Genomic DNA, 23121 nt, shown 5'->3' on the forward strand with positions numbered 1-23121 from the left:
GCCGTAGACCGCGTCTCCCTCAACATCGCGAGAAATTCCCTAAATGAAAATTCGGAAGGAGGTGAGGGGATGGCAAGGCCGAGACAACCAGTTGACTTGTTGCTAGTGAAAGGGAAGAAAAACCTTACCAAGAAAGAGATTGCAGAAAGAAGAGAGCAAGAAATAAAGGCACCGGATGACAAAGTGAAAGCTCCTTCTTATTTACCAAAAGACTTAAAAAGAGAATTCAAAAAGATAGCGGACGAGCTCAAAAACATCGGAATTATGACAAATTTAGATGTAGATGCGCTTGCCCGTTTTTTATTTGCTAAAAAATTATATTTACAAGTAACTGAACAGTTGCTTGAGCGTGGACCTATGAAAAAGGTAATAGTCAGAAACCTAGATAAAGAAGGTAACGTGATTTCAGAAGATGAAAAGTTAGTTCCAAATGATGATTATTCAGATCTTCTTATAAATCAAGACAAACTGTTTAAACAATGCAGACAAGCATCAAGTGATCTAGGATTAACCATTTCCTCTCGCTGTAAACTTGTGATCCCTAAAAAGGATGACAAGCCGAAGTCAAAAGAGGAAGAACGCTTTGGAGGGCGCATGTAATGAAAGAGATGACAGCGGAGCTTTTAATTGAGCGCGTATGGTCATATTGCGAAAAGATCGAATCGGGGGAAATAAAAGCAGGCAAGAAACACAAGTGGGCTGTCCAAAGATTTATAGAAGACGTAGAGCGGTTAGCAGAAGAAGACTGCCCGTATTATTTTGATGCAGAAGCAGTTCTTGATTTTTATGAATGGGCCAAGCAGTTCAACCATGTGGAAGGCATATTGGCAGGTCAGCCGATTGAACTGACAGACTTTCAGCTATTCATGGCTGCTAATATCTATGGATTTTACAAAAAGGTCAATGGTGCCAGGCGTTTTAGAAAGGCTTACATCCAGTTAGCGAGAAAAAACGCAAAATCACAATTGCTGGCTATCATGGCTTCGTATGAGATCTTTCCTACTAAGGAAAAACATCGTGTGTTTATTGCTGGATGGTCAAGGGAGCAGTCGGATGAAGTCTATCAAGCAATACTTGAGCAACTACAGCACGCACCTATTTTAGAGGGGAAATACACAGACGCCAACGGGCAGGTCACAAAATACGCAACAAATTCAATTATCAAACCTTTATCCCGTGAAGCCCGCAAGGTAGGAGACGGTAAAAACCCTTCTCTTGGAATAGTCGACGAATATATGTCTCATGAAACAAGTGAAATATATGATGTTATTGATAGCGGTATGGTCGCTCGTCGTAGCCCTTTGATGATTATCATTACTACTGCAGGTTTCAACTTAAACGGGCCGTGCTTTAAAGAGTATCAGTATGTTTCCAAGATTCTTGATCCCGACATTGAAATTGAAAACGATGATTATTTTGTTATGATCTGTGAGCTTGATCCACAAGACGATATAAAAGATGAATCGAACTGGATCAAGGCAAATCCGATAGTCGCAACTTACCCAGAGGGAATGGAGTCACTAAGGGCAGCGTTAAAAGTTGCATTAGATGTGCCTGAAAAGATGAGAAGTTTCCTTACAAAAAACATGAATGGGTGGGTCGACCAAAAAGACAATGGCTACATGAAAATGTCTAAATGGCGGGCCTGTCATGGTGAAATACCGGATCTAAAAGAAATGGCGATCTATCTTGGTTTAGATCTATCTATGACAACGGATTTGACTTCTGTCGGGTGGGTTGGCGTTCTTGATGGTTTTTATTATGTCGGCCAGCATTCCTTCATCCCCGAAGAACGAGCCAAGGAGAAAATGGCTACTGATAAAGTGCCTTATGCTTTATGGCGTGATCAAGGTTGGATGACATTCACACCAGGGGAAGCGGTTGATTATCAATTTGTTGAAAAATGGATCATTGAATTTGCCCACGTCAACAAATTAAGGGTCATTGAAGCTGCTTACGACAAATGGAATGCGCTGCACCTTGCACAACGGCTTGAGAGTAAGGGATTTAATATGGTTGAGCTGCCGCAAAGGATTCAGCATCTTTCTTTACCCACAAAGGATTACAGACAAAAGGTATACGAGGGAAAGGTCATTCATGGGAACGATCCACTTCTAACTTTTGCATATAATAACGCAATCATTAAACAAGATGCTCAAGAAAATGTCATGTTAGACAAAGCGAAATCACCGCAAAGAATAGATCCAGCTGCAGCCGTTATGAATGCTTTTGCTAGGGCCATGTATCACGATATGGGTGCAAACGTTGACTTAAACAAACATTTTTCAGGAAATTTCAGTTTTTAGGATGTGAGAGAGTGAAAAAATTTATTGTTCTTCTGAAATTAATACTAAACGACTTGCTGTTTATCGGAGGGTGCATCTTTATTCTGCTGGCAGCGTATCGGGTAAATACAAACATTGGTCTATTTCTGACGGGTGTATTTTTTATGTTTTATGCCTATTTGCTGTCGAGTCACGCGCGGCAGAAAGAGAGGTGAAAATAAATGTTTATAGACAAGTTTTTTGAAAAACGATCCAGCTCAAAAACGTTAGACGGTTTCAGCCAGTTGATCAATCTGTTTGGAGGTAGAGAAACGGCCAGTGGTGAAAGAGTCAGTGAAAGTAATTCATTTGAGCAGCCTGACATTTTCGCATGTGTCAACGTATTGTCTGATGACATTGCAAAGCTACCGATACACACTTTTAAAAAAGAGAGTCAAGGAGTCAACAGAAACCCTAATCATCCATCAGCCTATATGATCTACGCAAGGCCAAACCCGTACATGACAGCTTATGTGTGGAAAAAGCTGATGATGACGCATGTACTCACATGGGGAAATGCCTATTCGATGATTGAGTTTGGTCCGCATGGTTTTCCTGAAAATCTTTATCCGTTGCGGCCGGATGCGACAAAAGCATACATCCATCCCGACTCAGGGAGGCTATGGTACCAAACCACCGTTAACGGAAGGACGATGGAACTTAATGATTACCAAGTGCTGCACTTTAAAGGTCTATCAACGGATGGTATACACGGTAAGTCGCCTATTGGTGTAATACGAGAGCACATAGGCGCTCAAGCAGCTGCGACAAAATATAACGCAAAATTATATAAAAACGAAGCCACGCCGCGAGGCATTCTAAAAGTACCTTCTTTCTTGGATGAAAAACCAAAAGAGAACGTCCGTAAAGAATGGCTGCGGGTCAACCAGGGTGAAAACATAGCGATTATTGATAATGGACTAGAATATCAATCTATTGCCATGCCGTTGCAAGAAGCGCAGTTTGTAGAATCTATGAAATTCAATAAAGCACAAATTGCAATGATTTATAAAGTTCCGTTGCATAAACTCAATGAGCTTGATAAAGCCACATTTTCAAACATTGAGCATCAATCCTTGGAATATGTAAAAAACACATTGCAACCGTGGATCGTGAGTTTTGAACAGGAGTTAAATATCAAACTGTTTACCGACAATGATCAAAAAGCGGGCCATTATGTGAAATTCAACGTTGACAGTGAGTTGCGCGGCGACAGTAAAACTCAAGCAGAGTATTTTAAGACCATGAGTGAAGCGGGTCTTTTAAATAAAAATGAGATTCGCGACTTGATTGAAAGAAACCCTATTGAACATGGCGAAAAATACCTATCTAGCTTGAACTATGTGTTCCTTGACTTTATGGAAGAATACCAGAGGCTTAAAGCTGGTTCTGCCATGAAGGGAGGTGACAGCAAGAATGAGTAAAGAAAAAGAAGTGAGGCTACTCACGACGCCAATTGAGATACGTTCCGAAGGTGAAGGACAAGCCGAATATGTGGAAGGCTATGCTTTGAAGTTTGAAAAATGGTCCGAGCGTCTTGGGTGGTTTAAGGAAATCATCAGCAGGAACGCTTTAGAATCTACCGATCTATCAAACGTCATTGCACTTTTTAACCATCGAGAGGATTTTCCCCTAGCGCGAAATACCGTTTCAGGGGAGTCAGGGAAGCTTGAACTCGAAATAGATGGCATAGGTCTTAAATTCAGATTTAAACCGTCAGACACGTCATATGCCCGCGATCTCATGGAGAATATACGCAGCGGCGTTATTAATCAATGTTCTTTTGCTTTTTCGTTGGATTACAACAAAGGGGACGAACCCGACGAATGGAGAATTAACGAAAACGAGGACATATACGAACGAAGAATAAACAGAATTCACCGCATTTATGACATTTCTCTAGTAACGACACCTGCATATAGCGATACCGAAGCTGTGGTAGGTGCTCGAAGCATGGAGAAAGTAGAAGAAATGAAAGATCAACGAAGCGCACCAACAGATGAAATTTTAAAAATTGAATTGGAACTTTTAAGCCTTGATCTTCCCGAATAAGGCTTTTTTGCGTTCCGTTCTATGAGGAGGAAAAATAAAAATGACAAAAAAAGAAATTGAACTGCGTCAGCGGTTTACGCAAAAGAAAGAAGATGCTGATAAAGCACTAGCAGAGGGAAAAACAGAGGAAGCGCGCAAGCTTCTCGATGAAGTGAAGGAGCTTAAGAATCAAATTGAATTGATGGTAGAAGGAAGATCACTGAACGTGCCGGAATTACCTGGTGGTGAAAATTTTGTGCCGGAGCTAGAACGTAACCCGGAGGGACGAAAAGGAGCAGAGGGAGATAAAGAAGAACGTCAAAAGAAATTCACCAAGTTGTTCATGAAGTCTCTTCGAGGTAAATCCTTAACACATGAAGAACGTGAATTCTTAGAAAACCCTGAATTCCGAGCGATGTCAGGAAAAAATGAAGAAGATGGCGGAATCCTAATCCCCGAAGATATTTCAAGAACCATTAAAGAACTAAAGCGGGAGCAGTTACATCAGCTTGAGCAATATGTCACGGTCGAGCCGGTGGCAACCCGTTCAGGTAGTCGTATGCTTGAAAAAAACGGAGACATGACACCGTTCCAAGACATCGAGGAAATGGGAAACATTCCAGAAACAGACCAGCCTAAGTTTACAAAATTATCGTATAGCATTACTGACTATGCTGGGCTTTTACCACTTTCAAATACATTGCTGCAAGATACAGATCAAGCGATCATGACATATGTCGCGAAATGGTTCGTTAAAAAATCAGTCGCAACAAGAAACTCTCTTATCTTGGCTATCCTTGATGGTTTGAAAAAGGTCGAATTTAAGGGCTTGGATGACATCAAAAAGACTTTAAACGTTACGCTTGATACTGCCATTTCTGCTGGGGCGATCATCATGACAAATCAAGACGGCTTCAACTATCTTGATCAATTGAAAGACGCGGACGGCAAATATCTACTCAAAGACATACCGTCCGAGCCGACAAACAAAATGCTGTTTGGTCGTCGAGTGGTGGTTATCTCAAACAAAATTTTGAAAACAAAAGCAGGGAAAGCACCTGTAATCGTTGGTGATTTAAAAGAGGCAGTTATCTTATTTGATCGTCAGCAACAGTCTATTGACTACACCAATCTTGCTGCAGGATCATTTGAGACAAACACAACGAAAGTACGAGCTATTGAACGTGAAGACGTTGTGGCTTGGGATAAAGAAGCGGTAGTATACGGCCAGTTGTCAATAAGCGAGTAAAAAAAGAGGTGAATAAGTCATGCGAGTGACAAAAAATTACACCACTGACGGCGGGGATCGAACTGTCATCGGTGGTGTTTTAGAATTTGCAGGCGGAAAAATCGTCAAAGACGGCGAGGAAGTGAGTGTAGGAGGCGGCGGATCAGCAGCACCAGGAAGCGTGACACATGAAATGCTTGCTGAAAAAGCTGTCCGTTCGGCAAACATCGGGACAGGGAGCGTCATGCCGGAGCATCTTAATTCGTCTATTGAAACTAGACTCAAGGGAATGGAAGACGAAATAAAAGAGCTGAAAAGCAAACTGAGCAAAGAATAAACAATTGAAAGGAATGGATTAAACATGGCTAAAGATTACCTAAACGAAAGTAATGGAGTATTCACGTCTGCAGAGGCGGGTCCTGATGGTAAACCTATCACAGCAGTTACAGTGAAAGACAATAGCGAAGAAAATCCTCTTTATGTGAAGGGGTTAAAGGGTGATCCTGGTGAACAAGGCCCTCAAGGTCCGAAAGGAGAAAAAGGCGATCCAGGAGAGCAAGGTCCAAAAGGTGACAAAGGAGATCCTGCAGTAATTGAAACGGGGGCTATTAAGAACGATCATTTAGGCGACGGGTCTGTAAACTCACGGACAATCGGTAAAGGTAGTGTTAAATGGGACAATATCAATTCAGAAGTACAAAAAATGATTACAGATTTACAGACACGAGTTGATGGGCTTGAGGGTAAAGAAAATACTGAATAAGTAGGCGGTCTTCTATGGATTTAAAAATGCTGAAAGATGAATATTTAAAAATTGATACCGACCAAGATGATGCCTTACTTAAAACCTTAATTACTGCAGCAAAGGAATATATCAGAAACGGAATAGGGCGTTATACAGAAGGTAACGCTCAATTTGAACTTGTAGTAGGGATGTTAGTTGAGCATTGGTACGAAAACAGGGGGATGTATGAGTCAGGTGTTTCCGGCTCAAACATCCCTTTTACCGTTCAAGCTTTGCTGACTCAACTTCGATATGTGGATGTGAAAGGAAATGAAGAAGATAAGCAAATTGAATCGGAGGTTAATCTTCCAAGTAAAGAAAAGGGTACAGGATGATGAGCTGAATTGGAATGAATCCTATGAAAATGTCTTTGAGACATGGGGTTCAATTGAAGGATTTTCCGGCACAAAATCAGATACGCTTGTTGCTGGCGCACTAGGCGTTAAGTCACCTAAGAAAATCACAATAAGATACCGGGAAGACGTTAAACAAGACATGAGAATCCTTCTTCAAACTGGAACAGACGAGGCAGGAGAGCCAATCTATCGCACTTTCGATGTAATGGATTATAACGACATAGAAAACAAAAAGAAGCGACTTGAAGTCACTTGTAACGAGGTCGGCATAAATGGCTGATATGGATATAGAAGGGTTCGAAGATTTAACGAGATATTTTAATAAAATCGGTGACGACGTCGAAAAAGCTGAAAAGGTCGCTCTTAAAGCTGGCGGCGAGGTAATAGCCGAGCACCAAAAACGTAACGTGAATAAGAGTTCAAAAAATCAGCCTCACATGGTCGATAACATCACGGTTTCAGCTGCAAGAGAATCCAAAGACGGTGAGCTGTTTGTTTCGGTAGGGCCAAACAGAAAAGTCGCTTACAGAGGGCGCTTTTTAGAATGGGGCACATCTAAAATGCCGCCGCATCCATTTATTGAAAAAAGCGCAATTGAAGGGGAGGGACAAGCTGTGAAGATCATGGAAAGAATTATCACGGCGCCTATTAAATGAGCTTTGATGCAAAGAAAGAATTGAGTGCAGCGTTAATAAAAAACGATGAATTAAAGCAGCTTGTCACGGGTGGTTTTCATAATCTTGTGGCTGATGATGTGGCCGCATTCCCTAGAGTTGTGTTTTCAGAGATTACAGATAGGGACCAGGAATACAGAGACAACCAAGCAGTTGCTAGTGAAGTTCGTTTTCAGCTAAGTATATTTTCAAAAGCAGACACGCGGACGCATGAGACAGAAATAGCAAAACAGATAGACAAACTGATGAAAGATTTAGGTTACGGGAGGTACGATTCAGTCGATCTTTACGAAACAGATACAAAAATCTTTCACAAGGGCATGAGGTACGTTAAAACATTTTTCTAGGAGGAAAACAGATGGGGAAAACAATCTACGGATTAGACATGTTCCATTATGCTGAACTTATTCAAGACGACGACAAGGGACTTGAATATGCAAAGCCTGAAAGACTGCCAGGAGCTGTAAACGTCAAAGTCGATCCTAAATCAGAGCAATCTAAATTTTGGGCTGATAACGGCGTCTATGATTCATTTAACAACATGGGTGACATTGACCTTGAGGCTGAACTAGCAGATTTACCTATTGAGGTGCAAAACAAGATTTTCGGTCACAAGGTCGAAAATGGGATTTCTTTTGCCAGTTCTGATGACAAGGCTATTTTCTTGGCTTTTGGCTTTAGGGCGAAAACGTCCACAGGCGGCCATAGATTTTACTGGTTCTTAAAGGGACTTCCTGAATTGATGGCTAACGAAAATAAAACCACAGAGGGTAAAGCAGATCCTGAAACAGCAAAATTCAAGGCTGGCTTCATGACACTGCAAAACAAAAAAGGAAAAAATCGGTGGAAGGCTCAAGCTGAATTCGATGAAGGTTTTGACCCGGATGAATGGTTTAAACAAGTTGTATACGACGGGGCGTCGTTTGCAAAAGGAAAAGATACAGAGGATTCCACAAATTCAGTAGACATCGGAAAGGGCGTTTAATAACGCTCTTTTTTATTTTGTAATTAGGAGGAAATAACACATGGAAGCATTGACAATCACCTTGCATTTGAACGGAAAGAAAAAGGAATTTTCCACACCTAACTTTATTACAGGTGCCTTGTTTAGAACCGCGGTAGAAATTATAGAAGACTTGGAATCGAATGATCCTGAAAGATTTCATACGAGTGCTCAAACCGAGTTCATTTGTAACGTGTTCGGAAACAAGTTTACTGCAGAGGAATTCGATACAGGTATTGACGCACGTCTTTTGACCAAAACCATCTTTGCGACCGCACAGTATGTCATAGGGAATATCGCTGAGGCAAGCAATATATTGAATCCTGAAACCGCAGAGGAAGCAGAGCCGGGGGAGTAAGTTTGTCCGATGCGGTCCTTGATATGTATAACGCATTAGAGGACATTGGCTTTACTCAAAATCAGATAGACCAAATGGACATTGTCTATCACCTAAAACGCCTTGCACGCAGGAAAGAAGCGAGCAAGGAAAAGCCAAGTAAGAATGCTGCAGCATCGGATAAGCCTTTATACATTGATCAGATACCTGGACTGTAAAAAGGTGGTGAGGGATTGAGCAAAGACATTAAAGTAAAGCTGTATTCTAATTCGTCCCAATTTAACGGGGAAATGAAAGCAATTGCCGTTCAAATGAAGAACATAAAGTCTGAATTTGAAAAGAATCGGACTGCCGTCGGTGTGTGGGGTAATGAACTGAAAACGTCACAAACAAAAGTCAGAACCCTTTCACAGCAATTAGATCAGCATAAAATGAAGGTCAAAGCACTTGAAAGAGCTTATGCAGATTCAGCCGTTAAGAAGGGGAAGGACGCTAGAGAAACCCAAAATCTTGCCCGTCGGTTGAACTATGCAACAGCTGAAATGAATAAAACGCAAAATGCGTTAACACAAACGACCAACAAAATTCAGAAGATGGAAGCTGAAATAAAACGAACCTCTTCTTCGCTTTATAAAATGGGCCAAAGAATGAATACAGTTGGCAACAAAATGAGAAGTACCGGTGCTTCGGTAGCGATGACTACCGGTGTTGCTTTTGCTGGCTTGGTCCTCCCACTAAAAGACGCAGTGGAAGTGGGTATGTCATTTGAAACACAAATGAGTAAAGTTAAAGCTATTTCAGGTGGTACAGCTGCAGAAGTCGAAAAGCTGAAAAACCAGGCTAAAGAGTTGGGGGCAACAACTGTTTTCACTGCCAGTCAAGCAGCAGACGCACAAAGCTTCCTGGCAATGGCCGGATTTAAAGCAAACGACATTTACGCAGCGATGCCAGGTATGCTGAATTTAGCAGCAGCAGGACAACTAGATTTAGCTGCTGCCGCCGATATCTCTTCCAACATGATGCAAGCATTCGCTATGAAAGCAGCGGAAGCGGGGCACGCATCGGACGTTATCGCGTACGGTGCCGCGAATGCAAATACCAACGTAGAACAAATGGGAGAGGCCATGAAGTTCCTTGCACCTAACGCCAATTCACTTGGTTGGGGCCTCGAAGAATCAGCGGCTGCAGTCATGGCATTTGGTGACGCAGGTTTGCAGGGTTCTATCGCAGGACAAGCCTTTGGTACGTCTTTAATTAGGTTAGCTACGCCAGCTAAAAAGGCTCAAAAGGAAATTGATAGATTAGGATTTGCGTTCTTTGATGCGGCCGGAGATATGAAGAGTATGCCGGAAGTTGTTGCTGAAATGGAAAAGGGCATGAAAGGCATGACGAAGGAACAGCAAGCCGCAACCTTAAAAACCATTGTCGGCGCTGAATCTTATAAACATTGGGCTATTCTTCTGCAAAAAGGCAGCAAAGCACTGAAAGAAAATACTAAAGCCTTAAAAGAATCAGACGGTGCCGCAAAAAAAATGGCCGACACAATGCTTGATAATGCGCGGGGCAGTATCATTGCTTTCCAGTCTGCAGTTGAAGGGGCAAAGATTAAGCTTACTGAAAGTCTACTTCCTGCACTTGGGAACCTAGCTGAAAAAGGAGCAGACATCGTTTCCATGTTTAACAAAATGGATTCTGCCACAGCTCAAACGGTTGCTAAAACTGCGTTGTTTGCTACGGGAGTTTTGGGGGCCACAACAGCAGTTGCAACGCTGACGATGGGTATCGGTGCGCTCTTAGCATTTACGGGTCCGGTGGGGCTTGCCATAGTTGGTGGAACGGCTTTACTAGGAGGCATTGCCGTTGCGACGTATGCTTACAATGAGCAGCTGAAAAATCAAAAGAAACGCCAAGAAGAAGCAAAAGAATCGGCTCTTCTATATGGTGAGGGCGTTTCTAAAGCGACACAAAAGGCAGCCGGTTCATATGTGATCCTACGCGAAAAAGCTACGTCGCAATTGTTCCAACTGACACAGGTTTCAGGAAAAGAAGCCGAGAAGATGGCAAGCAATCTATTGTCTACTTATCAAAAAATGTCCACTTCACTTATTAAGGAGTTAGAAGGATTTAAGACTGATGCAATAGCAGTTCTCAAAGGACTATTTGAAGACCAGGAAAAAGAGACAAAGAAAATCGGAGAAGATTGGACAGATCAATTAGTTGGTAACATCGACAAGGATGTTCAAAAAGCACGAGAGAAAATGCGCCAACTTGAAAAATTGAAGGATGAAACAGGTTTATTATCATCAAATATGAATGCTTCACAAAAGAAACAATTTGATGGCATTATTTCATTCTTTCAACAGGCGACGAGTAAGTTTGCGGCCAATCAAAAAGACGCATTGGCTATTCAACAGAGGGTTTCCGAGAGTCAAAACAAGCTCTCTTTTAAAAATGCAAAAAGCTACAATGATCAAATCACAGAGCTATACAAAGAAGGTCAGAAAGCAGCGAAAGAAGACCGAGACTATAGAATTAAAGTCTTGGATGAAGCTATTGTAAAAGATGCAAAAAATGCTGAAAGATACAAAGCGTTAAAAGCGAAAACGAATGCCGATTACCAAAAGGATCTTGCTAAGAACCTAGAAGCGTATAAAAACAATTCAAAAGCGTTATTTGATCAAATGGCCCAAGACGGGAAACTGCTGGACTTGGAAACAGGAAAAGCCCTTGAAAAGCAAAAAGAGTATTCCAGTAATTCAATGGGGATCTTTGTTGAAATGGAAGAAAGTGAAGCAAAGTACCAAGAACGATGGGCCGAAAAACAAGTAGCATTCTTACAAAAACTTGGAGACAGCAAAGAAGAAGCATTAGAAAAAACGAAACAAGCGCTTATAGAGTTTAACGAGGGATTGGGCCGTTCTACAGAAGAGTCAGCGAGCAAAGCAAATGAAGCGATTGAAAAGATAGAAAACGAATTCAACCGTGCAACATCTGCCCGTGAATCAGGAAAGAAAATGGGCGATGAATTCGCAGATGGCATAACAGCTGCGACGCCTAACACGTTAGCAAGTGGGTCGATCCTTAAACAAACACTGGATCAAAAATTGCGAGAAGAAAACGGCACCCCTAGAATTGCAGGACAAGAAAAAGGTCAATCGTTTAGTGAAGGTATTAATTCGTCAAAAGTTAACGTATCTAACAGTGGTACAGTTCTGCAGCAAGCACTAAAACAAAAGTTAAGTGAAGGCAATGCAGGAGCTAAAACATTCGGCTCACAAAAAGGCCAATCATTTAGCGCAGGTATAAGCTCAACAAAAGGCAGCACAAGCACTGCAGCAAGTAGCGTAAACCAAACAGCGTTATCAAACCTAAACAAAAATACCACTCAAGCTACTCAAGCAGGAGAGACAAAAGGGAAAAGTCATAGTGCGGGAATAACAAGCACAAAGGGCGCCAATACGTCTGCAGCATCATCCGTTAGTGCGTCAGCAACAGCCCAACTTGCCAAAACAACCGATGGCGGGGGCGGACAAAAAGCAGGGGTTCAATTTGCATCGGGAATCCGTAGCCAAGCCGGAAATGCCAGCAATTCAGGCAGCACCGTTGCAAAATCAGGAAAACAAGGCTTATCCAGTGTTAAAACAACTAGCACAGGGGCTGATTTTTCTAAAGGATTTGCTAACGGTATTCGTAGTATGGGTGGCACCGGCGGGACAATTTGGAAAGCAGCCTGGACTATTGGTAAAGTTGCCATTCAATCTCTTAAAAAATCAATAGATTCTAAATCTCCTGCAAAAAAGACCATCGCAGAAGGTGTGAACTTTGGAGACGGCTTCATAATTGGTCTTGGTGAAAAGGCGCAGGACGTGAAAAAGAGCACTGCAGCTATGGCGCAAGGTGCTATGTCGTCATTTAAGTCTGAAATTAATAGAATGGCTTTTAACATCCAAGGAGCAGCAGATGAGATAAACACAATGCGTGCCGAACTGACTGTGAAAAACGAAATTGATACGCCTATTCTAAATCAGAAGCTCGATGCTCTTATTAGTCTTCTATCAAATAATCTACAATCCAACAATGAAAGCGTAAGTGCTGCTGGGCAAACAATCAAAATCCATCCTGCACCTGTCATTATTGGCGGTGAGCATTTAGCAGACATCGTTTTTAATCAAGGAGACACATCCATACTAGATAAAAAGAGCGCTCAAAAGTACGAACAGAATGCTTATAAAGGAGGGCTGAAAAGATAATGGATCTGTATTTTGATTTCAGAGACGGAATGGGGGAGCAACCTTTATCGGGGTTACTGCCCTATTTTAAGTTGCTTAGTTTTGCACCTGACGCGCCGAGCACTGATAGGGAGCTTGTACAGTTAACCAGGTTTAACGGACTTGTACCGACGCAGCACCCGCGCGACATTGTGTACAAAGAAAGGTCTATCAAGGTTGAAATATTGCTAGATGCTAAAATAGCGGCAAACTTTTATCAGTACAGACATGAGTTTTATGATCTCGTTGTTCAGCCCTCCTGGTATTACATCTCATGTGATCTTCTTCCTGGGAGGCGTTTTGCGGTTACATGCGATGGGGGCTTTCAGATCCCTAAAGACAAACAAAAAAATCAGGTGTCTTTCCAAGTAGATTTCACTAATATCACAGGGTTAGCAGAGTCAAAAGGCACGTCTTTAAGCGCGCAGAACTTTTCTAATGAAAGATGGTTTTCAGGAATGGGTATACAGAGGCGCGACGATCTGCAGTACCGATTTAAAAACAAAAAGCGTTTCAGTGTATTTAATCCTGGTTTACCTATTAATCCAATGCAACATGATTATAATGTACTTCTTAATGCAAAGGGAAAAAACGTGACAATCATCAATCACACGAATAACGAAAGATTGAAAATAGAAGCACAGCTGAAAAAGTCCCAGCAGGTCAGAAACCTGAAACAGTATACCGTTGTCGGCAATAAAAGATTGAAAACGTCGGGAAGGCTACCGTCCTTAGATAAAGGCATGAATGAGTTTGAGATACAGAATACAAATGACTTTGAAATTGTATTCGATACAAGATTTTATTTTCCGTAAAAGGGGGATGTCATCATGGCAGCGGCTGATTTTATTAAAAAGTTGGCACCGGGAGCGCAGAAGGTTTACAAAAAATATAATGTGCTTGCGAGTCTTGTCATTGCTCAAGGGTGCTTAGAAAGTGGATTTGGAACGAGTGGTCTTTCTCAACAGGCCAATAACCTGTTTGGTATTAAAGGAACTTATAACGGAAAATACGTATTGATGTGGACCAACGAGCAGGATAAAAAGGGGAACGTTACCAGAATACAAGCTAAATTTAGAAAGTATCCATCATATGCTGAGAGTCTCGCGGATTTAGGGAGTTTGTACACTCGTTTGAGTCGTTATAAAGCGGTAGTAGGGGAAACCAATTATAAAAAGGCGTGCCAAGCAGTCAAAGATGCAGGGTACGCTACGGATATAAATTACCCTTCAAAACTCATCAGCATCATTGAAAAATACAACCTGACACAGTACGATGACCAAAACGTTCCTGACGGTCCAGAAGAACCGAGTGAGCCAGAAACACCAACAAATCCGACATATCCAAGCAAGGAATACCAGGGTAAGGACGTAGAGTTAAACGACGGATTACCTTCTGATATTGATTTTAGGCAGCTGCATGTCTCGACCAAAGACGGCAAAGAGCTTGTGGAAATCGTTGGCGCAGTGCTAGAACTGCAAGACGACACAACAGGTAAAAAGAGTTTCACTTTTACGTTAATGCGAACTGAGGATAACGGAACAGAATTTGATTTACTTGTTCCAGGAAACATACTGTATTTAGACGAGAAAGTTTACAACCATCAAAAGTATTACATTACAGACATTGAGCTTGATCAGAGCAGAAAAAACGTGCTGCAAAAAAAGGTAACAGCCAATCATGTTTATACTGTACTTCTTGTAAATGACAGGGTCGAGGAAAAAACGTCAAAGAAACTTAACATCAAAGAAGCCCTAGACATTGCGCTTGCTGACACACCTTTTCAATATGTCCTGAAAGAAAAAGAATCAGCATTTGATACCGTTGATCAAGACGGCTTCGGCGAAAAGAATTGTATTGAGTTAATGGATCAAATTGTTGAGGATTATGAAATAGAGCTTGATGTAAACAACTATGTCATCTATGTATATAAAAAGATGGGAAAAGTAGTAGATTACACTTTTGACAGCCGATACAATATGCCGGGCTTTAAATTAAAGATCAATGACCAAAACACTTCCACAAGAGCATGGGGTTACGGCGCAGAAAAGAAAGTTAAGAAAAGTGATACTAAATCCACTGATACAAAAACGAACGAGGATGAAGAGGAAAAAGAGCCTGAATACGAATTCGAGCCTATCCTTTATATCCATCCTGATGAAGATAAGTTTCTCATTGAAGGAAAGCCGCGATGGGGTGAGCCGATAAGAGACGACACAGTAAAAAAAGCAAGCAACATGGTATCTGCTTTGAAAAAGCACGTAAACCCATATCCTGATGTAGTCGTTGAGGCTGAGTATCAGTATATCTATGAGCCAGCACTACAAGGTATAGAAGAGGATTTTTGGAAAGGTGACACGATCCATGTCATTGCCGATACGGCAAACGGGATCACGTTTGAGGACGATGTAAGGCTAGTGTCTGTCACTTATAATCCCCTCAACCCGTATGACAGCCCTAAAATGACTTTCGCAAATTTCCGAAAAGACATTCAGGATTATCAAGTAAGTCAGGCGCGGCAGATTAAGCAACAAAAAAGATATATAGATCAGTTGATGAGAACGCTCAATTAGGAGCGTTTTTTCTTTTGGAATTGAAGGGAGTGAACATATTGGTCCGGCTTAAAAAGGATTACGATACGACAAGAAATTCAGTCTATGAATCGGAATTACGTAGCGACATGCAAACGGTTGAGAATGAGCTTAATAAGAACGCGAGTGAATTACAATCACATAAAGACAGTAAAAAAGCGCATTCGTCTAATCAGATTATGCACGGGTTATTTTCCGTCGCAAATAGAATTGATAACTTGTGGTCAAGGCTGATTAATTTAGTGTTGAATCACGATGGAAAAGACGTAAAGGAAGTAGTTGATATTAGAGTTGCTAGGGATGCATCTATTCATCCCACAGCAAAAGATAGATTAGACTATGACTTTCAACTACTTGAAGAAGAAATAGAAGCAGCTGCCGTTTCCTTGAACCTAAAAAGATTTATTAAAAAGTACGGAAGTTTTACAGCAGGATTCAAGGCGGCTCTTAGTCTTGCAAAATTATATCCTGTGCACATTGTTGTTCCTCCTGGACAATACAAATTAATGGAGACAGCACGTATCTATAAAAACACACACTTAACCTTACAAGCTGGTGCCGTTATTAAACGTGGCTTTGTAGGATCAATGCTTGTAAATGGGGATAAAGACGATCAGACAAAAGAATATAACGGACACGGAAACCTACTGATTGATGGACAAGGTGTACTGGATAGCGCAGGGGGAGAGATCAAAGAACAATGTTCAGTAATAGGTTTTGCACATGCTGAGCGCATTATCATACGGGACATCACTATCAAGGATGTGTGCGGCGGCCACGCCTTTGACTGTGCGGGTAATAAACACGTATTAATAGAGAATGTCTGGTTTAAAGGTTTCGCCGATTATAAAGGCGACAGATGGTTTTCTGCTGCAATTCAGCTGGACTTAATGAGATCGGCGGAAAACTTCGGAGCATTTGGAGCTTATGACCAAACCGTCAGCAAGCATGTCACTATTCGAGACTGCTATTTTAGCAGATCCGAAAGCTTAAAAGGATATGCACGGGGGATAGATTCTCACACCAGCACAGATGGCTTTTGGTATTCTGATATTCGTATCGAAAACAACGATTTTGAAGATACGACCGAGTACGCAATTTCAGGGAACAAATGGGAAGACGTTGTAATAAGCCGAAACAGATTTAAGGATTGTGCATCCGGCGTAAGACTAATGATCCCAAGAGTTGAATCGGTCTACACGCAAGACGCAAACGGCAATCCTACGAACAGGGTCAACAAGGTAAAGCGTCTATCAGTCAAAGATAACACTTTCACAAACATTAAAGAGCGTCATGCCATTCAGGTATATGGCCGTAAAGGGATTCAGAAAATTGACGACGTGGATATTTCCAACAATAAAATCAATGGCGTAAAGGTCAAGCACGCTATTCACTTATCAGATGTGGATGGCTTTTTGGTGTCTAAAAATCAATTTAGAGACATCAAGCATCATGGGGTGCTCTTAACTCGCTGCAGCAATGGCAAAGTAGATTTAAGCATTGGAAGAGATATCGAAGGAAACGGCGTGCGAGTGGAATTAGGTTGTAAAAATGTTGATGTCACAAACACAACGTTACGTGAAGTTGGATATTCGGGAATTTCTGTTTCAGGTGATTCAGAGGACATAAACGTTGATTTCAGCGATATTCAGAATGCTGGTAAAAGGACTTCTTCATCAAACCCATATTACGGAATTATCTTCATGGATGGAGTCTCAGATTCAGCAGCAAGATTCAACAAAGTGCGCGGAAAAAAATGCAGATACGCGATGTATTTGACTAGCAAATGTTCACGGATTCAGCATTTTGGGAACAGGCTCAAAGGAGCTGGAGCAGAAGGTAGCTTAAAAGATGATAGTGTCGATCCAATTAAAACAATCGAGAATGTAACATGAGAGAGGTGATAACATGATTCGCAAGAACGGTCCACTTGATTTTGATGTAAACGCATATACCAGTTCAAGCATATCAACCAGTATAAATTTTTGGACGCAGGATAGGCAGACAGCAAGGCTCATTTTCAAACTCACGAAAGATGGGGTACCACTGCCTTTAGCAGCTGTCACAGGAAAACTTGTATTAGTTATGGACGACGGCAGCCGATTCATTCGAGACGTAACGATAGTTGATAGAGTGAACGGTCACGCCGAGTACGTTTTATCAGATCAAGAGATCAAGCACTACGGTATAGTACAAGCTGAATTAAATTTGTACTATACAAATGATCAATCTATGTCTGTGCATCAGTTCTCTTTTAACATTTCAAAGTCACTCATTGATCAAGATATTGTACCGATCACCGAGTATTATGTAGACGAGTTTGAGGCATTAAGAGAGAAAATTAACGAACTGTATGAGGAAACAATTCAAACAATTGACGAGTTACGATCAAAATTTGAGGACTTGGAAAAGATTGAAACAAAGGAAGGCGCGCAGTCTAAAGCAGATACGGCGCTTGCAGCAGCTAAAAAATATTCGGATGTTTATGCTAAGAATAGCGAAATCCATGTTACAGAAGCCGAAAAAAACAAATGGAATAATGGTCAATTATACAAAATGACGCAAGATTCAGGGACACGAAAATTGATACCTGATGGTTCTGATTTACTCACTTTACCGCCTGGGTTTTATTTTGGGATTAACAACAGACTTTTAAATAATCCTGATCCATCTGATACTGGGTGGTTTAATTATGACGTGTCCGAAAGTGGATCGGGTAGAAAAATGATTCTAGCAACAGCCAGCTACAAGAATACTATGTGGTATGGAACAGTTCATACTAACGGGGATTTTAAAGGGTGGAAACGTGTGGTGACTGATGCTGATTTAACTAGCTCATGGAATCAAGTCACATTTGTTACTGGAACAACAAAACATTTTGCTAGTAATCCACTTCAATTCTCAATACGTCTAAACTCTTTACATCTTCGGGGGTCTTTCGAGGGCATACCCGCGAACGATACAGTCATTGCCCGCTTTGCTCAAAAACCGTCAGGAGAAACTGCATTTTTGGGTGCTACGGTTGGATCGTACGGATCGGCACGTTTGACGCTTGAGAAAGACGGATCACTCAAGTTCAATGGTCTAAACGCGAACGATAATTCAAAAGTGTCGAGAGTTGAGATAAACGAGTCAATTCCATTGTGGTAAAGGAGGGAAGGGACATGCACATATATTATTATGACGAAAATTTTATGTATACAGGTGAAGATGTAATAAGTGAATATGACGAGATGCCGAAAAACGCTACAGATGTGGGTCTGCCCAAAGGGTTGTATTTGCCAAAATATAACGAGGAAAAAAGGGAGTGGAGTGAAACGGCTACTCAAGATTATATAGAGAGCATGCAGCCGAAACCGCCTTTACCTAATGATATAACCACTCTTAAAAAACAGGCGGCTTTACTCACATTGCAAGTTACGCAGCTGCAGAGAGGCGGGTCATCATGATCTACCCAACAGCGGCCGATATAAAAGTATTTTGGGATTGGGGCGTTTATACTCTTGAGATAATGCGAGAGTATGTCGCATTAGAAGTAATAACTAAAGAAGAGTTTGAGCAGATCACAGGCGTTTCATTCGAAAAGCCTGCTGTCTCAGTAGATTTAGGAACAACAGCATCTTAACAGGTGCTTTTTATTTTGCCTTCGAAAGGAGGTGACAAACGAATGGGGGATATAAAATTGTTTATTAACTTTGAAACTTTGGATTTGGCGAAGACATATCTATTTGGCGGAGTAAAATTTTTAGACTTGCTCTTGCTGCTAAGTGTTATTGATGTTTTGACAGGGATCATTAAAGCATGGAAGGTTGGTAAGCTGAGAAGCCGCACGGCATGGTTCGGTTACGTGCGGAAAATGCTTAGTTTTGTTGTTGTGATTGTGGCTAATATCATTGATCAAATTATGGGACTTAATGGAGTGCTGACCTTTGGGACAGTGCTTTTTTATATTGCAAACGAAGGGCTTTCTATCGTTGAAAACCTTGCACAGATCGGCGTTAAAATTCCAGCTTCCATCACTGACAGGCTTCATGTGATTGAAAATGACAGCCAAAAAGAAGAAGAGGAAAAGAAAGCTGCTGAGTAAACGGCGGTTTTTTCTATATGAAAAAATGAATGGAGAGATTGAATATGACAAAGAAAATTATGCTTGATCCCGGACACGGCGGACACGATCCCGGTGCAGTAGCAAACGGGATGAAAGAAAAAGACCTTGTACTAACTATCGCAAAGAAAACTAAAGCGATTCTTGAAAAGGTGTACGGGGCAACGGTCAAACTCACGCGTTCAACTGACGTTTATATTGATCTTTCTCAAAGAGCTAGACTAGCAAATAATTGGGGCGCTGATTATTTTGCATCCATCCATATCAATGCAGCTGGTGGAACAGGCTTTGAGACGTTTCGTTACGACAAATTATCTGCATCCTCCAGCACAGGAAAGCAACAAAAAGTTGTGCATGATGCGATTTATAGAAAAATTAAAGGAAAAGCAGGGGACCGCGGAACTAAATCTAAAAATCTTGCAGTATTGCGAGAAACAAAAATGCCTGCAATCCTAACAGAGAACCTTTTCATTGACCGCAAAGAAGACGCTGCGCTGCTGAAACAGGAGTCATTCCTTGATGCTTTGGCGGAGGGACATGCAGAAGGGATCGCGGCGGCTGTTGGTTTAAAAAAGGTGTCATCGTCATCTAAAACAAGCCCTAAAAAAGAAACGACACCAAAGGGCATTAAAATGGCCGTAGTGAAGCCGAATGCTGACGGGTGGCTATGGGTCTATGATAAGCCGGACTGGAAAGCAAAGCACAAAAAGGTGAAACCAGGTGAAGCATTTACGATTGAAAAGACTGTGGCAGTCAACGGATCAAAAATGTATAAGCTTAAATCAGGATTGTATATCACAGCTGCCACGAAATATGTTCAGGTAAAACAAAAGTAAAATGAAAAGCCCTTCCAAAGGGACTGACCCCATAAAGTGAGACAAATAAAAACACCTTTAAGTTGAAAATCGGGTATATCATATCTGAAAACAATTTGGAGGTGTTTTTTGTATGGGAACAAGAGTCAGTTACCCCGCAAGTGTAAAAGAAGAGGCGGTTCAGATGAAGTTGGCAGGAGTCTCAACAAAAGAAATCATGGACAAGCTAGGAATTAAGAATAAAACACAAGTGAAAACTTGGATGAAGTGGTATCACAATGGTGAAACCCACCGGTTTCATCAACCTGTTGGAAAGCAGTATTCATACGGTAAAGGACCTGAATACCAAGATGAAAACGAGAGATTGAAAACAGAAAATCGCTATCTAAATCAACAAATAGACATATTAAAAAAGTACCGAGAATGGGAAAGGTGGTGGAGAAAGAAGCACTCGTGTCGATCTACGAAACGGTAAAAGATAAAGTGAGTGTCAGTGAATTCTGTCAGCTATTTGAAGTGGCTAAATCAACATTTTATCGTTGGAAAAAACAAGATCATCATCACTCAAAGCAACATGGGTTAATCAAGCTTATTTCAACACTTTGTAAGTTGCACAAGTATACGTATGGGTATCGTAAAATAACGGCTCTTCTACGCAAAGAAATGAAGATCAACCATAAGAGAGTACAACGAATGATGCAAACCTACGGTTTGCAGTGTCGTGTGAAAGTGAAAAAGCGTAAACAGACCGGTCAACCCTATTACATTGCAGAAAATCACTTAAAACGAGATTTTTCTGCGACCAAGCCACTTGAAAAACTGGTGACAGATATCACGTATTTGCCATTTGGGCAAAAAATGCTTTATCTATCCAGCATAAAAGATTTATATACAAGTGAGATTGTGGCTTATACGATTGGTGATAAACAGGATGTTTCTCTTGTTTTAGATACATTGAAGCAGTTAAAGACACTGCCTAAAGGCTGCGTACTTCATAGTGATCAAGGTTCGGTCTACACTTCTTATGCTTATCAAAAGGAGATAAAGGAAAAAGGCATTACCATGAGCATGTCCCGTAAGGGAATGCCCGCTGATAATGCCCCCATCGAATCCTTCCACTCAAGTTTAAAATCAGAAGGATTTTATCTCCACCACCTGACAAACACTACAACAGCCATTGTAGAAAAAACAGTCAGGGAGTATATTGATTATTATAACAATATCCGAATTCAATTGAAATTAAACAGCCAGTCACCAAAAGAGTTTCGGCAACTGGCTGTTTCGTAAAGGTGTTTTGATCCCTGTCTCAAAAACGGGGGTCAGTCCCAAATTGGAGGGGCTTTTTTGTTTGTCTTTATTCAGTTCGATGCTTCATTTTATTGATCGTTCTAGAAGATGCTTCAACGCCAATGAAGACGACAAAGAAGATGATAGTCCAACTAACTAGGTCAGCCCAAATATTGGACATGTTAATTACACCTAAGTTGCTTAATCCTGACTGAATTACAAAAGAGATTAGCGCTGTAATAAACACATTTAAAAACCAATTTGTTTTTCTCAATTAAACCACTTCCTTTCATTAAATTAAAGGAATTTACAAACGTACTTAGTTGTTTTGTTCTTGTTTTTGTATCGTTTACAAAATTCGTGGCCGCCCATGTCTAGGAGTTTTTTGGCTAACCATGCTAGACCTGCGCCAGCCAATACCTTAGCTGCCCATATCAATAAAGGAGCAACCATAGTTGTTACTTCACCTTTTTGTTTTGCGACTAATTGATCTTGATATACTTTTTCAGCATCACTGCTGCCCAATGACTCTAAATGATTTTTGATTTCTAATGCAATATCCTTTGGTAAACCAGCATTGATAACTTTTGATTCATCAAAGGAAAAAGTTTTATCTAATTCATTGTATGCAGCAGCTTCGAAAATAGCCTGTGCAATTCTTTGTTGCTTTTGAGGGTCCCATTGTTCTTTGGCTGATGCCTGACCAAAAGCAGAAGTGATTCCAAGAGTCACAATAAGTGTTAATACAAGTGTAAGTTTTACATTTAGCTTGCGCAATAAACCGTTCATACTAAACATCCTCCCCCTAAAAGTATTGTCCTACACTCGTATGGTAACAATTAACAGGTTTTATTTTCCATACTTTTTATAAAATTGGTAAAAATAGACTAATTAAAAGTCCCGTCATTTGTGACGAGACTGTGAATTGCTTTTTATTTGTACCGTTATTCCTTCTTTTCTTTATCCCACATCAATTCTTTTCTAGATACTGGTTATTCACACCCTTACATGTTCATCTATTGATGGGGACATTTAAATCTACCACGTCTTAGAGGATTTGATATTGTTTCCTTACTTGTAACAAGGTGCATTTATGGATTTAATAAACAGAAAACCAGGGAAGAAGCCTTAGAAGATTAGAAACAACAGAATATAAGTGGAAAAGTTTAATTGAAATAACTTAATTTACATGAAAAGACTATTATAAAAGTGGTTTTTTCTGTTATAATTCAATAGTTGAGTAATCATGATACAAGCCATTCACTTAAAAAACTAAGAAGGGAATGACTTGGATTAATGATTACAAGAAAAGAGTTTA

27 protein-coding genes are annotated in these 23121 nt (G+C 40.8%); 25 read left to right on the top strand and 2 right to left on the bottom strand.

The genetic code is table 11. The features are described from left to right. The first annotated feature begins 69 nt into the window (after positions 1-69). From BK049_RS11705 to BK049_RS11830, 25 genes are all read left to right on the top strand, one after another. Positions 70-600, top strand: a complete 531-nt coding sequence (locus BK049_RS11705; protein ID WP_071168569.1) for a phage terminase small subunit P27 family — start codon at positions 70-72, stop codon at positions 598-600. Further along, positions 600-2306, top strand: coding sequence for a terminase large subunit (locus tag BK049_RS11710; protein WP_071168570.1), 1707 nt, complete (start codon positions 600-602; stop codon positions 2304-2306). Before BK049_RS11705 ends, BK049_RS11710 begins: the two co-directional genes overlap by 1 nt. A gap of 11 nt (positions 2307-2317) precedes the next feature. Continuing rightward, a complete protein-coding gene (locus BK049_RS11715; protein ID WP_066030385.1) occupies positions 2318-2500 on the top strand; it encodes a hypothetical protein in 183 nt (60 codons plus the stop codon). Between the two features lie 6 nt (positions 2501-2506). Beyond that, the gene (locus BK049_RS11720; protein ID WP_071168571.1) at positions 2507-3748 is read left to right on the top strand and encodes a phage portal protein; all 1242 of its coding nucleotides are present in this window, start codon (positions 2507-2509) and stop codon (positions 3746-3748) included. After that, positions 3741-4376, top strand: a complete 636-nt coding sequence (locus tag BK049_RS11725) for an HK97 family phage prohead protease (RefSeq protein ID WP_071168572.1) — start codon at positions 3741-3743, stop codon at positions 4374-4376. The genes BK049_RS11720 and BK049_RS11725 overlap by 8 nt, the downstream gene beginning before the upstream one ends. 40 nt (positions 4377-4416) lie before the next feature. Then, entirely contained in the window at positions 4417-5604 is a 1188-nt protein-coding gene (locus tag BK049_RS11730) for a phage major capsid protein (RefSeq protein WP_071168573.1), read from the top strand. A gap of 19 nt (positions 5605-5623) precedes the next feature. Then, positions 5624-5920 carry a hypothetical protein gene (locus BK049_RS11735; protein WP_071168574.1) on the top strand — a complete coding sequence of 99 codons (297 nt, stop codon included), beginning with the start codon at positions 5624-5626 and terminating at the stop codon, positions 5918-5920. 24 nt (positions 5921-5944) lie between these two features. Further along, positions 5945-6346 carry a collagen-like protein gene (locus BK049_RS11740; protein WP_071168575.1) on the top strand — a complete coding sequence of 134 codons (402 nt, stop codon included), beginning with the start codon at positions 5945-5947 and terminating at the stop codon, positions 6344-6346. A 14-nt stretch (positions 6347-6360) separates the two neighbouring features. Further along, positions 6361-6702 (top strand): head-tail connector protein, encoded by a 342-nt coding sequence (locus BK049_RS11745; protein ID WP_071168576.1) that lies wholly within the window; start codon positions 6361-6363, stop codon positions 6700-6702. After that, positions 6656-7003, top strand: coding sequence for a phage head closure protein (locus BK049_RS11750; RefSeq protein WP_244887344.1), 348 nt, complete (start codon positions 6656-6658; stop codon positions 7001-7003). Before BK049_RS11745 ends, BK049_RS11750 begins: the two co-directional genes overlap by 47 nt. Beyond that, the gene (locus tag BK049_RS11755) at positions 6996-7379 is read left to right on the top strand and encodes an HK97-gp10 family putative phage morphogenesis protein (RefSeq protein WP_071168578.1); all 384 of its coding nucleotides are present in this window, start codon (positions 6996-6998) and stop codon (positions 7377-7379) included. The genes BK049_RS11750 and BK049_RS11755 overlap by 8 nt, the downstream gene beginning before the upstream one ends. Continuing rightward, positions 7376-7744, top strand: a complete 369-nt coding sequence (gene gp17 / locus BK049_RS11760; protein WP_071168579.1) for a tail completion protein gp17 — start codon at positions 7376-7378, stop codon at positions 7742-7744. The genes BK049_RS11755 and gp17 overlap by 4 nt, the downstream gene beginning before the upstream one ends. Before the next feature lie 11 nt (positions 7745-7755). After that, positions 7756-8382 (top strand): major tail protein, encoded by a 627-nt coding sequence (locus tag BK049_RS11765; RefSeq protein WP_071168580.1) that lies wholly within the window; start codon positions 7756-7758, stop codon positions 8380-8382. A 40-nt stretch (positions 8383-8422) separates the two neighbouring features. After that, complete coding sequence (gpG, locus tag BK049_RS11770; RefSeq protein WP_071168581.1) at positions 8423-8758, top strand: phage tail assembly chaperone G; 336 nt, start codon at positions 8423-8425, stop codon at positions 8756-8758. Positions 8759-8760: 2 nt separating this feature from the next. Beyond that, entirely contained in the window at positions 8761-8955 is a 195-nt protein-coding gene (locus BK049_RS11775; protein WP_071168582.1) for a hypothetical protein, read from the top strand. Between the two features lie 15 nt (positions 8956-8970). Beyond that, complete coding sequence (locus tag BK049_RS11780) at positions 8971-12987, top strand: phage tail tape measure protein (RefSeq protein ID WP_071168583.1); 4017 nt, start codon at positions 8971-8973, stop codon at positions 12985-12987. Further along, positions 12987-13820 carry a phage tail domain-containing protein gene (locus tag BK049_RS11785; protein ID WP_071168584.1) on the top strand — a complete coding sequence of 278 codons (834 nt, stop codon included), beginning with the start codon at positions 12987-12989 and terminating at the stop codon, positions 13818-13820. The genes BK049_RS11780 and BK049_RS11785 overlap by 1 nt, the downstream gene beginning before the upstream one ends. Before the next feature lie 15 nt (positions 13821-13835). Next, positions 13836-15578 carry a phage tail protein gene (locus BK049_RS11790; RefSeq protein WP_071168585.1) on the top strand — a complete coding sequence of 581 codons (1743 nt, stop codon included), beginning with the start codon at positions 13836-13838 and terminating at the stop codon, positions 15576-15578. Positions 15579-15592: 14 nt separating this feature from the next. Further along, positions 15593-17491: a right-handed parallel beta-helix repeat-containing protein gene (locus tag BK049_RS11795; RefSeq protein ID WP_244887345.1), complete on the top strand. Its 1899-nt coding sequence runs from the start codon at positions 15593-15595 to the stop codon at positions 17489-17491. 13 nt (positions 17492-17504) lie between these two features. Further along, positions 17505-18746: a phage baseplate upper protein gene (locus BK049_RS11800; RefSeq protein WP_071168587.1), complete on the top strand. Its 1242-nt coding sequence runs from the start codon at positions 17505-17507 to the stop codon at positions 18744-18746. Between the two features lie 14 nt (positions 18747-18760). Further along, complete coding sequence (locus tag BK049_RS11805; RefSeq protein WP_071168588.1) at positions 18761-19045, top strand: hypothetical protein; 285 nt, start codon at positions 18761-18763, stop codon at positions 19043-19045. Continuing rightward, complete coding sequence (locus BK049_RS11810; protein WP_071168589.1) at positions 19042-19221, top strand: XkdX family protein; 180 nt, start codon at positions 19042-19044, stop codon at positions 19219-19221. The genes BK049_RS11805 and BK049_RS11810 overlap by 4 nt, the downstream gene beginning before the upstream one ends. 42 nt (positions 19222-19263) lie before the next feature. After that, the gene (locus tag BK049_RS11815) at positions 19264-19683 is read left to right on the top strand and encodes a phage holin family protein (RefSeq protein ID WP_071168590.1); all 420 of its coding nucleotides are present in this window, start codon (positions 19264-19266) and stop codon (positions 19681-19683) included. A gap of 44 nt (positions 19684-19727) precedes the next feature. Continuing rightward, entirely contained in the window at positions 19728-20537 is an 810-nt protein-coding gene (locus BK049_RS11820; protein ID WP_071168591.1) for an N-acetylmuramoyl-L-alanine amidase, read from the top strand. Positions 20538-20649: 112 nt separating this feature from the next. Next, positions 20650-21803, top strand: a protein-coding gene (locus BK049_RS11830; protein WP_145939411.1) for an IS3 family transposase whose coding sequence is annotated in 2 segments (ribosomal slippage) — positions 20650-20923 and positions 20923-21803 — 1155 coding nt in all. Because the reading frame shifts where the segments join, the coding sequence is not laid out codon by codon here. Between the two features lie 67 nt (positions 21804-21870). Here the strand turns inward: BK049_RS11830 and BK049_RS11835 are convergent. Then, positions 21871-22077, bottom strand: a complete 207-nt coding sequence (locus tag BK049_RS11835) for a hypothetical protein (RefSeq protein WP_071168594.1) — start codon at positions 22075-22077, stop codon at positions 21871-21873. Between the two features lie 23 nt (positions 22078-22100). Beyond that, a complete protein-coding gene (locus BK049_RS11840; protein ID WP_071168595.1) occupies positions 22101-22592 on the bottom strand; it encodes a hypothetical protein in 492 nt (163 codons plus the stop codon). Positions 22593-23121: the final 529 nt, after the last annotated feature.

It is taken from the genome of Bacillus xiamenensis, from assembly GCF_001857925.1.
Lineage (GTDB): Bacteria > Bacillota > Bacilli > Bacillales > Bacillaceae > Bacillus > Bacillus xiamenensis.

What these genes read in the sequence shown, in the direction of transcription:
- BK049_RS11820 (WP_071168591.1), top strand. Translation starts at nt 19,728, where the DNA reads ATGACAAAGAAAATTATGCTTGATCCCGGACACGGCGGACACGATCCC.
- BK049_RS11840 (WP_071168595.1), bottom strand. Translation starts at nt 22,592, where the DNA reads ATGAACGGTTTATTGCGCAAGCTAAATGTAAAACTTACACTTGTATTA.
- BK049_RS11800 (WP_071168587.1), top strand. Translation starts at nt 17,505, where the DNA reads ATGATTCGCAAGAACGGTCCACTTGATTTTGATGTAAACGCATATACC.
- BK049_RS11740 (WP_071168575.1), top strand. Translation starts at nt 5,945, where the DNA reads ATGGCTAAAGATTACCTAAACGAAAGTAATGGAGTATTCACGTCTGCA.
- BK049_RS11805 (WP_071168588.1), top strand. Translation starts at nt 18,761, where the DNA reads ATGCACATATATTATTATGACGAAAATTTTATGTATACAGGTGAAGAT.
- BK049_RS11765 (WP_071168580.1), top strand. Translation starts at nt 7,756, where the DNA reads ATGGGGAAAACAATCTACGGATTAGACATGTTCCATTATGCTGAACTT.
- BK049_RS11705 (WP_071168569.1), top strand. Translation starts at nt 70, where the DNA reads ATGGCAAGGCCGAGACAACCAGTTGACTTGTTGCTAGTGAAAGGGAAG.
- BK049_RS11720 (WP_071168571.1), top strand. Translation starts at nt 2,507, where the DNA reads ATGTTTATAGACAAGTTTTTTGAAAAACGATCCAGCTCAAAAACGTTA.
- BK049_RS11710 (WP_071168570.1), top strand. Translation starts at nt 600, where the DNA reads ATGAAAGAGATGACAGCGGAGCTTTTAATTGAGCGCGTATGGTCATAT.
- gp17 (WP_071168579.1), top strand. Translation starts at nt 7,376, where the DNA reads ATGAGCTTTGATGCAAAGAAAGAATTGAGTGCAGCGTTAATAAAAAAC.
- BK049_RS11725 (WP_071168572.1), top strand. Translation starts at nt 3,741, where the DNA reads ATGAGTAAAGAAAAAGAAGTGAGGCTACTCACGACGCCAATTGAGATA.
- BK049_RS11745 (WP_071168576.1), top strand. Translation starts at nt 6,361, where the DNA reads ATGGATTTAAAAATGCTGAAAGATGAATATTTAAAAATTGATACCGAC.
- BK049_RS11735 (WP_071168574.1), top strand. Translation starts at nt 5,624, where the DNA reads ATGCGAGTGACAAAAAATTACACCACTGACGGCGGGGATCGAACTGTC.
- gpG (WP_071168581.1), top strand. Translation starts at nt 8,423, where the DNA reads ATGGAAGCATTGACAATCACCTTGCATTTGAACGGAAAGAAAAAGGAA.
- BK049_RS11815 (WP_071168590.1), top strand. Translation starts at nt 19,264, where the DNA reads ATGGGGGATATAAAATTGTTTATTAACTTTGAAACTTTGGATTTGGCG.
- BK049_RS11790 (WP_071168585.1), top strand. Translation starts at nt 13,836, where the DNA reads ATGGCAGCGGCTGATTTTATTAAAAAGTTGGCACCGGGAGCGCAGAAG.
- BK049_RS11810 (WP_071168589.1), top strand. Translation starts at nt 19,042, where the DNA reads ATGATCTACCCAACAGCGGCCGATATAAAAGTATTTTGGGATTGGGGC.
- BK049_RS11785 (WP_071168584.1), top strand. Translation starts at nt 12,987, where the DNA reads ATGGATCTGTATTTTGATTTCAGAGACGGAATGGGGGAGCAACCTTTA.
- BK049_RS11730 (WP_071168573.1), top strand. Translation starts at nt 4,417, where the DNA reads ATGACAAAAAAAGAAATTGAACTGCGTCAGCGGTTTACGCAAAAGAAA.
- BK049_RS11755 (WP_071168578.1), top strand. Translation starts at nt 6,996, where the DNA reads ATGGCTGATATGGATATAGAAGGGTTCGAAGATTTAACGAGATATTTT.